This is a genomic window from Flavobacterium sp. Sd200 (assembly GCF_009826935.1).
Lineage (GTDB): Bacteria > Bacteroidota > Bacteroidia > Flavobacteriales > Flavobacteriaceae > Flavobacterium.
The window spans coordinates 205,850-220,077 of sequence record NZ_WUMN01000002.1; the positions used below are offsets into that span (position 1 = coordinate 205,850).

Annotated in this window: 12 protein-coding genes; 4 read left to right on the forward strand and 8 right to left on the reverse strand. The window is 37.8% G+C overall.

Going from position 1 to position 14,228, the window contains the following annotated elements:
• Positions 1-70: 70 nt before the first annotated feature.
• The 5 genes from GR160_RS06995 to GR160_RS19550 form a co-directional block, all read right to left on the reverse strand.
• On the reverse strand, positions 71-1,285 hold the full coding sequence (locus GR160_RS06995; protein WP_160749152.1) for a folylpolyglutamate synthase/dihydrofolate synthase family protein: 1,215 nt from the start codon (positions 1,283-1,285) through the stop codon (positions 71-73).
• 57 nt (positions 1,286-1,342) lie between these two features.
• The gene (locus tag GR160_RS07000; RefSeq protein ID WP_160749153.1) at positions 1,343-2,569 is read right to left on the reverse strand and encodes a Glu/Leu/Phe/Val dehydrogenase dimerization domain-containing protein; all 1,227 of its coding nucleotides are present in this window, start codon (positions 2,567-2,569) and stop codon (positions 1,343-1,345) included.
• A gap of 62 nt (positions 2,570-2,631) precedes the next feature.
• Positions 2,632-4,638, reverse strand: coding sequence for an ATP-binding protein (locus tag GR160_RS07005; RefSeq protein ID WP_160749154.1), 2,007 nt, complete (start codon positions 4,636-4,638; stop codon positions 2,632-2,634).
• Between the two features lie 92 nt (positions 4,639-4,730).
• Complete coding sequence (locus GR160_RS07010; RefSeq protein WP_160749155.1) at positions 4,731-4,904, reverse strand: hypothetical protein; 174 nt, start codon at positions 4,902-4,904, stop codon at positions 4,731-4,733.
• 432 nt (positions 4,905-5,336) lie between these two features.
• Entirely contained in the window at positions 5,337-6,173 is an 837-nt protein-coding gene (locus GR160_RS19550) for a LytTR family DNA-binding domain-containing protein (RefSeq protein WP_160749156.1), read from the reverse strand.
• 104 nt (positions 6,174-6,277) lie between these two features.
• On the opposite strand from GR160_RS19550, the gene GR160_RS07020 reads away from it, so the two are divergent.
• Positions 6,278-6,946 carry a response regulator gene (locus GR160_RS07020; RefSeq protein ID WP_160749157.1) on the forward strand — a complete coding sequence of 223 codons (669 nt, stop codon included), beginning with the start codon at positions 6,278-6,280 and terminating at the stop codon, positions 6,944-6,946.
• Here the strand turns inward: GR160_RS07020 and GR160_RS07025 are convergent.
• The gene (locus GR160_RS07025; RefSeq protein WP_160749158.1) at positions 6,941-8,017 is read right to left on the reverse strand and encodes an anhydro-N-acetylmuramic acid kinase; all 1,077 of its coding nucleotides are present in this window, start codon (positions 8,015-8,017) and stop codon (positions 6,941-6,943) included. The two genes, GR160_RS07020 and GR160_RS07025, sit on opposite strands and share 6 nt — an antisense overlap.
• Positions 8,018-8,103: 86 nt before the next feature.
• Between GR160_RS07025 and GR160_RS07030 the strand changes: the two genes are divergently transcribed.
• Positions 8,104-9,246, forward strand: coding sequence for an acyl-CoA dehydrogenase (locus tag GR160_RS07030; protein WP_160749159.1), 1,143 nt, complete (start codon positions 8,104-8,106; stop codon positions 9,244-9,246).
• A gap of 17 nt (positions 9,247-9,263) precedes the next feature.
• Here the strand turns inward: GR160_RS07030 and GR160_RS07035 are convergent, their stop codons facing one another.
• The gene (locus tag GR160_RS07035) at positions 9,264-9,620 is read right to left on the reverse strand and encodes a hypothetical protein (RefSeq protein WP_160749160.1); all 357 of its coding nucleotides are present in this window, start codon (positions 9,618-9,620) and stop codon (positions 9,264-9,266) included.
• 394 nt (positions 9,621-10,014) lie between these two features.
• Here GR160_RS07035 and GR160_RS07040 point away from each other — a divergent pair, with 394 nt between their 5' ends.
• Positions 10,015-10,353 (forward strand): helix-turn-helix domain-containing protein, encoded by a 339-nt coding sequence (locus tag GR160_RS07040; protein WP_160749161.1) that lies wholly within the window; start codon positions 10,015-10,017, stop codon positions 10,351-10,353.
• 82 nt (positions 10,354-10,435) lie between these two features.
• Positions 10,436-12,859: an ATP-binding protein gene (locus tag GR160_RS07045; RefSeq protein ID WP_160749162.1), complete on the forward strand. Its 2,424-nt coding sequence runs from the start codon at positions 10,436-10,438 to the stop codon at positions 12,857-12,859.
• Between the two features lie 10 nt (positions 12,860-12,869).
• Here GR160_RS07045 and GR160_RS07050 read toward each other — a convergent pair whose 3' ends face one another.
• On the reverse strand, positions 12,870-14,216 hold the full coding sequence (locus GR160_RS07050) for a sigma-54 dependent transcriptional regulator (protein ID WP_160749163.1): 1,347 nt from the start codon (positions 14,214-14,216) through the stop codon (positions 12,870-12,872).
• Positions 14,217-14,228 lie beyond the last annotated feature (12 nt).

A 14,228-nucleotide genomic window follows, 5' to 3' on the forward strand; every position in this document is an offset into this window, starting at 1 on the left:
CAATCGTTGTGGTTACTTCCGTATTGCGAGTGCAAATATACTACAGTTTTTCATATCTGCAAGCATTGTTCTATAAAATTTCGGCCACTACAAAAGTACTCCCGCCAATATAAATAAAGTCATTCTCACTTGAATCCTGAATTGCAGCACTATAAGCATCATTTACTAATGTGAAAATTTTTCCGAAAAGTTTATATTTTTTTGCTTCTTCTGCTAAAATTCCGGCATCAAGCCCTCTCGGTACACTCGGTTTGCAAAAATAGTAGATTGCATTTTGTGGCAAAAGCGGCAAGATATCGCTAAGGTCTTTATCATTTACCACCCCAAAAACAATACGCAGTGTCTCAAAATGCTGCTCCTTTACCTGCTGCATAACCAATTTAAGCCCATGGCTATTGTGTGCCGTGTCGGCAATTGCTGTAGGATTACAGTTAATTTGCTGCCAGCGCCCCATAAATCCGGTATTTTTAGCAACATTTAATAACCCTTCAGTCAAATGCTCCTCAGATATATTAAAATGCCCTCTAAGTAATCCTACCGACTGCACAACGGTTTTGATGTTTTGGTGCTGGTATAATCCCTTTAGATCGGATTCATATTTTTGCACAACAGCATCCTGTGCAAAATATAATTGTGCATTACATTGTTCGGCTTTAGTTTCAAACACTGCTTTGGTTTCAGGCAGATACTCCCCTACCACAACAGATACACCCGGCTTAATTATCCCGGCCTTTTCTCCTGCTATAGCCTGTAAAGTATTACCCAAAAACTGAGTATGATCCATGCCGATATTGGTTATTACAGAAAGCAGTGGTGTTATAATATTGGTAGAGTCCAGCCTACCGCCAAGCCCTGTTTCAATTATAGCGACATCTACATTTTCAGCTTTAAAATACTCAAAGGCAAGACCAACAGTCATTTCAAAAAAACTAAGACTGTTAGCTTCAAAAAAAGGTTTATGTTGTTGCATAAACTGCATTATAAAATCTTTTGAAATATCCTGTCCGTTTATTTTAATGCGCTCCCTGAAGTCTTTTAAATGCGGCGATGTATAAAGCCCTACATTATATCCGGCAGTTTGCAGCACAGAAGCAAGCATATTGGACACAGATCCTTTACCGTTGGTTCCGGCTATGTGAACAGCCTTTATTTTGCCTTCAGGATGACCAAGATATTCCGCCAGCAACAAAGTGTTGGTAAGATCTTTTTTGTAGGCTGATGCTCCTTGTGTTTGATACATAGGGAGCTGGTTAAACATCCACTGTATGGTTTCTTCGTATGTCATAATAAAAAAATGACAGAGGTTAATCTGTCATTAAATTTAAAAAATACTATTATATTTTTATACTAATTGTTTAAGTGCAATTTCAAACGCTGTATTGCTTATACCTGTCTTATTAGGATTTTGAGCGTGTACGTTTTGTATTGCCTTTTTAATAATATCTGATGTATCCTGGAAAATAGCCTCATCGGTCATCGACACTTTTTTCTCCATAAAATAGGCAAAAACACGCGCCATACCACAGTTAGAAATAAAATCCGGTATCAGGCTCACTTTACTGTCTGTAGCTTCCATTATTGGGCCAAAGAAAATTTCTTTATCAGCAAAAGGCACATTCGCTCCGCAAGAAATAACTTCAAGGCCGTTCGCTGCCATAGCATCTACCTGTTCTTTAGTTACCAACCTTGATGCGGCACAAGGTGTAAAAATTTCTGCCCCAATGCTCCAAACTTCAGCATTCAGCTTTTCAAACGGAATCATATTATCAGCTACAAGTTTATTGCCATCTTTATTTAAAAACAGCTCTTTAATTTCTTCAAAACTATAGCCTTCCTTATTGATCAAACCACCATCACGATCTATAATACCAACAATTTTTGCTCCCATTTTGGCAAGATAAAATGCCGCAGCACTACCCACATTACCAAAACCCTGAACTATAGCTTTCTTGCCTTTTACATCGCCTCCATAAATTTCATAAAAATTCCTCACTGCTTCGGCAACGCCAAAACCAGTGATCATGTCGGCCACGGTGTATTTGCGCACTACATCGGGCGAAAACAAAGGGTTTTCGATAACTTTAACCACCCCTTGGCGAAGCTGACCTATACGGTTTATTTTGTCGGCCTCAGTTGGTTTAAAGTGTCCGTTAAAAACACCCTCCTGCGGATGCCAAACACCACACTCTTCCGTAAAAGGTATTACTTCATGAATTTCATCTACATTAAGGTCGCCTCCTGTTCCGTAATAACTTTTAAGCAACGGAGACACTGCTTTGTACCAACGTTGCAGCACGCCTTTTTTACGTGGGTCGTTAGGGTCAAAGTTTATACCTGATTTTGCACCGCCAATTGCCGGGCCCGATACTGTAAACTTCACTTCCATGGTTTTGGCAAGAGAAAGCACCTCGTTCATATCAAGGCCTTTTCTCATACGGGTACCACCACCGGCTGCACCGCCACGAAGCGAATTTATAACCGTCCAGCCTTCGGCATCGGTTTCGGTATCTTTCCAGTTAAAAACTATTTCAGGCTGTTTGTTTTCGTATATGCTAAGAAGATCTTTCATTAAATTGTGTTTTTTATAACAGTCGCAAAGATATAAAACATATTTTGCACAAAATTTAATTTTTATGTTACAACAGGAAACCGAACACTTATTGTTGCCCCTGCCCCCGGAGCCGACTCTATATCTAATTTACCGCCCAAGGCTTCGCTCCTTTTTTTAAGATTTTTCAGACCTATACCCTCTGCAGCTATAGCAGTATTAAAGCCAACACCGTCATCAGAAATACTCATTGCTATAAATCCATCATCCTGTTTTATAATAACAACAACATTTTTTGCCTGAGAGTATTTATTTACGTTTTGAAGCACCTCCTGTATAATCCTGTACACATTTACTTTGTGCGTATTTGGCAATAGCTCCCAATTTATTTTGGTATCTATCTCTGCATCAAATCTGGTATTGAAATTATTTTTTTGAGATGTTATCATATACTCCAATATACTCTCAAAACTTTTATCCTGATTAAAAGCTATATTTCTGCTAAGGTCATGCGATACCGCCCTTATCTCAGTTTCTATATGCTGAAGCTCTTTAATGTAGCCTTTTCTTTCTTCAATGGTTTTTTCGTCGGTCTTTTTATTGGTAAACTCAAGATTAAGCCTCACAGCATAGATATTATTTAAAATACCGTCATGAAGTTCCATAGCAATACGGTTTTTCTCTTCAGCACGGGCCCCTTCTACCTGCCCCTGCTGTTCAAACATAAGCATGTATATTTCTTCATTCGCTTTTTGCTGTTCCTGTATGTGCAATAGTTCTTTATTGCGCGAATTAAGATAGTAAATAATAAATATAGCCGCCACAAACAACAGCACAATTACCGACACACCTATTATAAAGGTATTTTTACGGGCCAGTGCTTCCTTCTCAACTACCAGCCTGTCGGTTTCATACTCGATCCGGGCAAACCTGTTTCTGTTTAATTTAGCTTTCTGCTGAAGGCTGTCGTTTAGCTGTATGTATTTTTCAGAATAGTAGCTGCTTTGGGTTTTATCTACATCTGCAAGCATCTTCAAACAGGTAAGCCTGTCGGTACTGCTGTTTATAGTATTTGCATCCCTATAAGCCCTTTGTAAATATTCAATGCCCTTAAGAGTGTCTTTTACTGCTATATAATACTCGCCAATGTATATGCGGCTTGAAACCATACCCGGCATATTATTAAGGCTATCCCTTATTCTTAACGACTGAAAAAACATAGTTGGCAAATCAGAATAATTGCCCTGCTTAAACTTAGCATAAGCCAAATTACTCAAAAGCTTTGCATATAAATTTGGGCTCGTTTTTTTTACATGACTAAACTCAATCCCCTCTTTAGATATTTGTATAGCCTTGTCATACTGTTTCATTTTTACATAAATGCGCCCCATGTTATTATAACAGGAGGCTCTGTAGGCATCTATAACGTCTACACTATAGCCTTCAGCTTTAAATTTTTCGATCTGCTCAAGGGCAAGCTTAAAATATTTAATTGCATCTGCATTATTATCCTGCCCGTCAAGCGCATTTGCAATAAGATTATAACAATTATAAATCTCTGTATTTACCTTTTGTTCCTGTAATTCGCGCAAGGCTTTAAAAGCTTCGGTCTCACAAAGCACAAACTCGCCAATATCATAATAAATGTAGGCCTTGTAAAGTATAATACGCCCAAGATCGGGGTCATTTAACTTTGCATATAATTTCTCAGCATGCTTGTAGGCAGCAAAAGCACTGTCTTGGGAAGTATTTTCATAATAAGATATACCCGATATATACAATGCCCTGGCCATGCTGATACTATCATTGGCATCAGTAGCAAGAGAAAGGCTTTTTTTGCTTACTGCAATAGCCTTGTTGTATTTACTTAAATAATAATAATTAAGTGCTGTTTTATTAAGCGCCTGTCTTGAAACACTATCATTTTTAAAATCTGATAACAGTACATAAGCAGAGTCAAGATAGGCCTCTTTTAATGAGTCTTCAAGCGCGGCGGAAGAGCCTTTTTCTAAAAAACCGTCTATTTTTTTAAAAGCGGCATTTTCTGCAGACCGCTTGCAGGAAGAGACGATTATTAAAATAAGCGTCAAAAAAAATACGTGACGGTATATATTCAAAATTTTTGAGGCAATAGTATTTGTACTATTGCCTCAAAAATATATAATTTTATGTTAACTGCCAATTATAACCTTGGACCAGTTGGTTTTGGAAGATCTACATCGCCAGGACCCGGTTTAGTAAAATCATCTGCAGATGTACTTTTTGTAGTTTCTAATGCGCTGTCATCAGTTGAGCAAGAAGTTGATGCGAAGCTAACAAGAGCAACAAGGCCTAAAGAAAAGATAAATTTTTTCATGATGTAGTAAATTTTTTAGTAATGATGTATTTTTCTGAATATTTATTTTTTAGCTAAACGGTCGCGTTTACCGTTTGTTTCTGAAGCAAAACTAATTACAAAAAAACACGAAACACTAATCTTTTAAGGCTGTTTAGTAAAAAGACACTCTACATGAGTAACTCGACCGATTTGAGTGGTAAAATGTAAAAAATAAATACAGAGATAAAATTGTATTTATTTACCCAATTTTCAAAACACAGAAAATCAGATTTATTTAACAGAAATTTAAGTTATATAATAACTTGCTTTTTATAACAGTGCTATAAAAAGCGTCTTAATACTGATCTAAATCCAAAATACCATCAGCAATAAATTATTTATAATTTATTTATTCAAACGTAACATTATCATTGAACACACTCCTGATTATGTTTATTTTACCCTTTTTCTTTACAAATACTCCGGCGCTATCTGCCTTATAATGGTTTCAACATTATCTTTAAAAGTCTTCGAAAACGAAACCGAGATCTCATTATTATCCAAATAACATAACGATTTGCCTGTATTGATTCGCGACACATAGTTGCTATTTACTATATAGCTATTGTGTATGCGGTAAAAAAAAGACGGCAGGTTATTTTCGTAATGCTTTAGGGTTTTATAAGCTGTTAACTTCTTACCGTTTTGCAAATGAAAATCAGTTGTATTGTTATCTGCCTGTAAATAAACAACATCGCGTAGTGCTATAAACTGATAATCGCCATACGATTTTATACAAATTTGAATATCAACTTCCGATTTTTGTACCTCGGCAGTATTCCTTGCATAATCAGCTTCCTCATTTAGCAACGCCTTCTTTTCTCTCTCTGTATTTATTGGCTTTACCGATTGTTTATTATCATATTGTGGCCAAAGCACCTGTTTTTTAAACCTGTAAAGGCATTTAATAAATGCAGGAGACGTAAAAGGTTTTTGTAAATAATCAAAAACTCCATGCTTTATTGCCTCATATGCAAAGTTTTGGGTATCTGCCAATACTATAAAATAAGGCAATACGTTTATATACCTGTATAATTCGGTAATTACAAAAAAGGGAAAGTTTGATTTACTTTTAGAATCTATGGTCAGGAAAACAAGTTGCGGTTGTGTTTCAAGGATTTTATCTACCGCATCGCTATCAGTAAAAACTGTGCCTATACAATAAAAGTCAGGAAATTCATCCAGCCACTCCAGTGTGTCTTTCGCATTTCCCTCGTCATTATCTACAACAAGATATGAATACTGCACAAGTTACTATTAAAATAAAATTAAGGCAATATAAACAATTTAATTCACTAATTTTACAACAAAGGACGTAATTTATTAACCCCCCGGAATATTGTCCCTTATTTATGATCAAAGAAATAAATGTTTTAATCGTCGACGATCACCCAATGACGGTTAACGGATATATCAATGTCCTTTCTGACGAGGAGTTTGAAGGACACAGGCTAATTTTTACCAAAGCCCTGGATTGCAAACAGGCTTACGATCTTATTACAGATACCGCCAACTCCTTTAATATAGCATATCTTGACCTTAGTTTACCTCCGTATCCGGAAAAAAATATAATGTCCGGCATAGACATAGGTAAACTGTTGCGCGAAAAAATGCCCGATTGCCTTATTGTTTTTCTTACCATGCACAGCGAAGCTACTTTGGTAGAAAGGCTTTTAAAGGAAATAAACCCACAAGGCATTTTGTGTAAAAGCGACATAGATATTGATGAGTTTTTGAATGCCTTTAAAATTGTATTTTCAGGAGACACTTATTTGAGCAGCAAAATTGTAAAGTCGCTTAAAGACCGTGTGTTTGACAATTACAAACTTGACAATTATGACAAGCAGATACTCATGCGCCTTTCTGAGGGAATATTGACAAAAAACATTCCTAACTACGTACCTTTATCATTACAGGATATTGAGCTGCGAAAAGCACGCATGAAAAACATGCTGTTGCAGGGCAAAGGAGGTAACGAAGAAGAACTTGTGGAAGCCATTAAAAAACTCGGAATTTTATAAACCTTTATATATAACACCCCCGGTGTGATCATGGGGTGCACCTGTAACACTCCCCAATACATTTATTTCGCCTCTAAGTTTGAGCACACCTAACAAGGCAAATATAAGAGCCTCCTTATATTGTATGGTCTTATCGTCGGGCACAACAATATTTGTATTGGGTAAAAGTTGAGCTAAACGGTTTATTAAAAGAGCATTGTATGCGCCGCCGCCCGTTATAAACAGGCTTGCGGAAACACTTTTACTGTTCACAACATTAGCAATTTGTACCGCCACATGCTCTGTAAAAGTAGCTAGTTTGTCTTGTGGACTTATGTTATAATTCTCTATAAGTGGCAGTACAGTTTGTTTTACAAATTCAAAACCTAACGATTTAGGATAAGGTTGTGCATAAAATTCAAGAGCATTAAGTTGTGATAAAAGAACAGGGTTTATAACACCAGATGCTGCAATACTGCCGCCATTGTCATATTCATGCCCCAGCACATTTGCATAATAGTTAAGTACCGTGTTAACAGGGCAAATATCAAACGCAATACGGCAGTTATCTTCTTCGAAAGATATATTGCTAAATCCGCCTAAATTGAGGCAATATTTATAGTCCGCAAATAGCAGCCTGTCTCCTATTGGCACAAGCGGCGCACCCTGACCACCAAGCAATACGTCGGCCACCCTAAAATCGCACACTACGGTTTTGCCCGTCAAATCAGCAATTTGCGGCAGGTTCCCAATTTGCAGCGTAATACCGTCATGAGGTCGGTGCAATATGGTATGCCCATGCGAACACACAGCGTCAAGCCCTTCAATATTATGTTGTTCGATGAAGCCGTTTATAAAACCGGCAAGCAGTTCAGTATAATTTTTATTCAGTTCCTTTAACTGTTCCTCATTAAATTCAATAGCCTGCTTAAGCGTTTGCACCCACTGAGAAGTATATGCTATGGTTTGGGCTTCTAAAATTTGATAGTTCCAAACATTGTTTTTAACAGTAAGAATAATATGGGCAATATCGGTTCCGTCTAACGATGTTCCGCTCATTACTCCTAAAACGTTGTAGCTTTCTTTAATCATGTGCTAAAATTAATCATTCATTTTGAAAAATCAGCATTAAATAACTACATTTGGGAGTAATAAAACAAAAAACCAAATTATTAATTATGGATTTCAAACTTACCGAAGAGCACCTGATGATACAGCAGGCCGCCCGAGATTTTGCCCAGGCAGAGTTGCTGCCGGGAGTTATAGAGCGCGACGAAAAACAGATCTTCCCGGCGGAACAAATTAAAAAAATGGGCGAACTGGGCTTTATGGGCATGATGGTAGACCCAAAATATGGCGGCAGCGGCCTGGATACTATTTCTTATGTGCTGGCTATGGAAGAAATATCTAAAGTAGATGCCTCCGCATCGGTAGTTATGTCTGTAAACAATTCGCTTGTATGTTGGGGGCTGCAGGCCTTTGGCACTGAAGAGCAAAAACAAAAATATCTTACCCGTCTTGCCACAGGCGAAATTATAGGGGCATTTTGCCTTAGTGAACCCGAAGCTGGCAGCGATGCAACATCGCAAAAAACTACAGCCGTAGATATGGGAGATCATTATATTGTTAACGGCACAAAAAACTGGATAACAAATGGAGGTACTGCCGATGTATATCTTGTTATTGCCCAAACTCATGCCGAGAAAAAACACCATGGCATTAATGCACTTATTTTAGAAAAAGGCATGCCGGGTTTTGAAATAGGCCCTAAAGAACAAAAACTGGGCATACGTGGCAGCGACACACATTCGCTAATGTTTACTGATGTTAAAGTCCCTAAAGAAAACCGCATTGGCGAAGATGGCTTTGGTTTTAAATTTGCCATGAAAACCCTTGCCGGAGGCCGCATTGGTATAGCATCTCAGGCACTGGGCATAGCATCGGGCGCATATGAGCTGGCTTTAAAATACAGCAAAGAGCGCAAAGCTTTTGGCACCGAGATTTGCAACCATCAGGCTATTGCATTTAAACTTGCAGATATGTATGTAAACATAGAAGCCTCAAGGCATCTTTGCCTTAAAGCCGCCTGGGATAAAGACAACCATTTAAATTATGACATTAGCGGCGCTATGGCCAAACTTTTTGCTTCGCAAACTGCTATGGACGTAAGTATAGAAGCAGTACAGATACATGGTGGCAATGGCTATGTAAAAGAATATCATGTAGAACGTTTTATGCGTGATGCCAAGATAACCCAGATATATGAGGGAACATCTGAAATACAAAAAATTGTAATTTCGCGTTCCCTTATAAATTCCTGATAATCTAAAGCCCTGTTTTACAGGGCTTCTTCTTTTTTTACAAGCAAACTTATTTGCCTGAAAACATCTTTAAACTTTTTTACAATAGCACCCTTAGTACGATCAAGATCTATTATAAAAACATTGTCCGGTGTTTTTAAAGATGCATCCTGCTTGTTACCTATTGCAAAAACAAAAGGCAATTCGGGTCTATATACTCTTACCATGTCTAAATGTTCAATCTCATCGTGCAAAAAAAATGCTATGGCATCATACTCCTCATCAGCATCGCTTTTATTTTTATACAGGAAAAATTCATATCCTTTTTTTATAGTACGAACGAGCATTTCGTAATAACCCAACTGGTTATCATAAACTAAAACTTTCTTCTTCATAACGGTTTATTTTTAGGGGAATTACAATTACAATATTTAAAATTTGATTATTAAATAATAACTATATATTTATAATTTATTTGTCTTTTAACGGTTAAACTGAACATTATATCGAATAATTGTGACACGCGTTTTGCCAGCGGATTTTTGTTTTATACATTTATCCAAGTAAACACAAATACAACAATATCAGCAGGCTTGCTTATTTGCTTGCAAAAACTAAAACTGAATATACATGTTTAGCAATGCAATGAGTAGAGTAAGGTAATTATTGAAGGGCGAGTGAGCACAAATCGAATTTAAGCACAAAATCCTTAAACAATAGTTATAAATAAATTAATTAAATTGTAATAAAACGCATCTCCACCCCAGACTAAAAAACACCACTAAAATCATGAATGTAATCGGACAAAGAATTAAAAAGTTAAGAGAAGAAAAAGGCATTACTCAGGACAGCATGGCTATACAGCTTGATGTTACACAAAGCAACTATGGCCGCCTTGAAAAAGACGACCGCAGGCTAAATGTGGTTAAACTTCTTAAAATCGTAAGGATACTAGATGTAAACATTATGTATCTTTTTAATGAGGTATTAGGCGAAGACCATGCACAAAGCACAGGGCTTAGCAACACCAATAAAGAAGTGTATGACATTTTAATTGAAAGCCTTAGAGCGGAGATACAGCATTTAAAAGACGAAGTTAACTTTTTAAGAGTAATTGTAAGAAGCTAAACACCCCTATTGCCCCCAAAACTGCTTATACTTAAACCACAGTTGTGCCGTTTAGTAATTATAATTGTGTATTTTTATAAGCATGGTACAAAAACCAAAAGCAACAAAATATAAAGTTGTAGCCGGCTATTTTTTACTGTTTATTACAGCAGTATTATCAGTATGGTTTGTTTATACTGAGATACTAAAAATAGCACGACCTGCACAAAACGCTGCCGATAACAATAAAATTATCCGCATAAGCAACACCATTGCCTCTTTGTATGCATCTGAGGCCATTGGACGCAGCTCTATACTTACCGGCAATGCTGCCGACCTTAAAAACTACAATCGCATTACCGATAGCATCAATACCGAAATTGAGGCTATAAAAAGCATTGTAGAACCAGCCCAGGCGCAAAAATTTGATACTGTTCAAATGCTGCTTTCCCGTAAAAAGGCCAGTATTGCAGAGATTATCAAATATCGTAAAAACTACAGTGCCGATAATACGTTTACCAAAGCCATAAGCGGCATACACATTACCAAAGACTCTATTTGGGAGAATATAAAACCTGTAAAATTCACTAAGTCTCATGAATGGCGCAAAGTTGTAAACTCGCTGCTTACGCCACGCCAGTTAGACTCGTTGAGCAAACTGCCCGTTTCTAACGACTCGTTAGCCATGGCTTTTGAAAAAGTACTTACTAACCTGCTTATAAAAGATAATAAACTGCGCTATCAGTTGTATCGCAAGGAACAAAAAATGCTGGAAGAAAACCGCATTATATCTGATAAACTGAGAGTTATATTAGCATCTGTAGAGCATGAGTTTGTACAAAAATCCTATAAAAACATTAACCAGTCTCAGGCAGCACTCGCCAAAACCATAAACACCATGGCATGGGTGGGGGCCGTAACGCTGTTTTTTTTAATTGTATTTGCCTACATCATTATAAACGACCTTACAACCCAGCAAAACTATCGCAGGCAACTGGAAATACTGAACACAGAAAACGAAGAACTGCTGCGCACCAAAAGTATGCTAATGGCCACTGTTACGCACGATCTGCAAACACCGCTGGGCAGTATAATAGGCTTTCACGACCTTATAAAAAAATTGGGGGTAACGCCGCGTCAAAGCCATTATCTGGCAAATATTAAAGAATCGGCCAATTATATTTTAAAGCTTGTAAACGACCTGCTCGATTTTTCGCGCCTCGAAAATAACCGAATAACCATAGAGCAGCAGCCTTTTAATTTTAAAGTAGCTATAGAAACCGCCTGCCGTTCGCTACAACCTATGGCTTTTGACAAAGACATTGAGCTTAACTGGGACATTGAAGATGAGCTGGATGCTTATTTTATATCAGACCCCTACAGGATTAAGCAAGTACTGACTAACCTTGTGAGCAATGCTCTTAAATTTACCCACGAAGGCTCGGTAGAAATTACGGCAAAGATTGAAGACAAGAACATAATACTATCTGTAATAGATACCGGAATAGGTATCGCCAAGCAAAATCACAGTGCTATTTTTAAAGAGTTTACGCAGGCACACACAGGAATAGAGAAAAAATTTGGAGGCACAGGCCTTGGCCTTACTATATCTAAAAAAATAATAGAACTGCTGGGTGGCACTATCAGCCTCGAAAGCCAGGAAGGACAAGGATCTATATTTACCATTACCCTGCCCTGCATACCTGCTACCGATCATGACATTGAGCAGCCACTACAGGAAAGGCACAATATTTATGATCTTTTAAGAGGGAAAAAGATACTTATAACTGATGATGATAATGTGCAGCTCATGCTGATGAAAGAGCTGTTGGGTCATTATCCTGTAGAAGTCACTACCGAAATTAATTCGGCAACAGTAATAAATCATTTACAAAACAACAATTTTGATATATTATTGACCGACGTGCAAATGCCCGTAGTAGATGGTTTCGAATTAGTACGACAAATCAGGCAGCACAGCAACCCAAACATTGCAGCATTACCTGTAATTGCCCTATCGGGCAAACAGGACCTCGCAGTTGACGATTATAAAGAACGTGGCTTTACCGCCCACCACACTAAACCCGTACAGTTGGAAGACTTGCTGGAACTTATTGCCGGTATTTTTGACCGCAGTTACGTTAAAAACGAAAGCACTACTCCAAACCCGGATAAAAAATCCAGTACAGGGCAACTATACAGCCTTAACAGCCTTTCTCAGTTTACTTACAATGACCCCGAAGCCCTGAAAGAAATTTTAGACACCTTTATAGAAAGTGCAAACGATAATTGTGCAGCATTACTACAGGCCGCACAGCAAAACGATATTGAAGCAACTGCCCGAACAGCCCATAAAATGATACCTATGCTCAGGCAAATGGAAGTGTACAGTATTGTACAAAAACTGGTTCCGCTTGAAGAAAAAACTTTAGTATTTACTCAACAAGAACTTATAACTTATATTGAAGATGTTTGCAGCAATGTAAATGTACTGTGTTCTAAACTACAGGAGGAAATAACAGTCTAAGCGCAACAATTTATAAATCTAAATTGTACAATTTAAGTTTATTATAAAGTGTTTTGCGGTCTATATCCAGCAATTTTGCAGCTTTAGATTTGTTATAATTGGTTTTTTCCAGTGCTCTTTTAATAGCTTCCTCTTCGTTATCTTTTGTATAACTAAAAGCTACTTCATTAATTACAGGTTCACGCATTTCGGCAGGTAAAACCTCTATATGTATCATATCTGATTTTTCGAGCAGTACTGACCTTTTAATGATATTTTTCATTTCCCTCAGGTTGCCCGGCCAGTCATAACTGCGAAACAATTGCACCACTTCCTGGTCAAAACCTTCAATATCTTTTTCAAGATCTATGTTTGCCTGGGCTAAAAAGTGATTGGCAAAAACCATAATATCCTGCTTTCTTTCGGCAAGACGCGGTGCCCTTATACTAAACTCATTTAATCTGTGAAAAAGGTCTTCCCTGAAATCGCCACGCTTTACAGCTTCCTGCAAATCTTCGTTAGTAGCTGCTATTACCCGGATATCGACATTAACCTCATGGTTACTGCCCACAGGCTTAATGCGGCGTTCCTGCAAAGCGCGCAACAGCTGTACCTGAACTTCGTAAGAGAGGTTACCTACCTCGTCTAAAAACAGTGTACCACCGTTTGCAGCTTCAAAGTGCCCGGTTTTATCGTTAACAGCCCCCGTAAAGGATCCTTTCAAATGCCCAAAAAATTCGCTTGAGGCAAGCTCTTTGGGTATAGCACCGCAATCTACTGCAATGTAGGGTTTATCTGCCCTTTTACTTTGCCTGTGTATAGAATGGGCAATATATTCTTTACCGGTACCACTGTCACCAATTATCAGCACCGACATATTTGTGGGTGCAACAAGAGCAATATGCTCATGCAACTCAGCCGAAGTAGTGCTTACCCCTTTTACAAAAGGCGCAACATTATTAGTCTGAATATTCTTTTTAGAAACTCCCGAATTGGCAGCACTCTGCTTATCGGGTGTTTTGTTTAAGGCCAGCCCGATAATATGCAATATTTCCTCAGGATTTATAGGCTTGCCTACATAATCAAAAGCACCAAGCTTCATGGCATTAACAGCCGTTTTGATATCGGTATAACCCGTCATGAGTATTACGCGGGCTTCCAAAGAAGATTCTTTGATATGTTTTAGTATCTGAAGGCCATCACTGTCGGGCAGCCTGATATCAGTTAAAACAACGTCGAATGTATGGTTTTTAAGCTCATCCTTTGCCTGCTCGCCATTAAAGGCATTTACCACCTCATAACCTTTTTTTTGCAGGAATGTTTTTAACATTACACAAAAAGCGGTATCATCATCAATTACAAGGATTTTCGAACTCATTTGGGGAAATAT

What these genes read in the sequence shown, in the direction of transcription:
- GR160_RS06995 (WP_160749152.1), bottom strand. Translation starts at nt 1,285, where the DNA reads ATGACATACGAAGAAACCATACAGTGGATGTTTAACCAGCTCCCTATG.
- GR160_RS07000 (WP_160749153.1), bottom strand. Translation starts at nt 2,569, where the DNA reads ATGAAAGATCTTCTTAGCATATACGAAAACAAACAGCCTGAAATAGTT.
- GR160_RS07010 (WP_160749155.1), bottom strand. Translation starts at nt 4,904, where the DNA reads ATGAAAAAATTTATCTTTTCTTTAGGCCTTGTTGCTCTTGTTAGCTTC.
- GR160_RS07020 (WP_160749157.1), top strand. Translation starts at nt 6,278, where the DNA reads ATGATCAAAGAAATAAATGTTTTAATCGTCGACGATCACCCAATGACG.
- GR160_RS07025 (WP_160749158.1), bottom strand. Translation starts at nt 8,017, where the DNA reads ATGATTAAAGAAAGCTACAACGTTTTAGGAGTAATGAGCGGAACATCG.
- GR160_RS07030 (WP_160749159.1), top strand. Translation starts at nt 8,104, where the DNA reads ATGGATTTCAAACTTACCGAAGAGCACCTGATGATACAGCAGGCCGCC.
- GR160_RS07035 (WP_160749160.1), bottom strand. Translation starts at nt 9,620, where the DNA reads ATGAAGAAGAAAGTTTTAGTTTATGATAACCAGTTGGGTTATTACGAA.
- GR160_RS07040 (WP_160749161.1), top strand. Translation starts at nt 10,015, where the DNA reads ATGAATGTAATCGGACAAAGAATTAAAAAGTTAAGAGAAGAAAAAGGC.
- GR160_RS07045 (WP_160749162.1), top strand. Translation starts at nt 10,436, where the DNA reads ATGGTACAAAAACCAAAAGCAACAAAATATAAAGTTGTAGCCGGCTAT.
- GR160_RS07050 (WP_160749163.1), bottom strand. Translation starts at nt 14,216, where the DNA reads ATGAGTTCGAAAATCCTTGTAATTGATGATGATACCGCTTTTTGTGTA.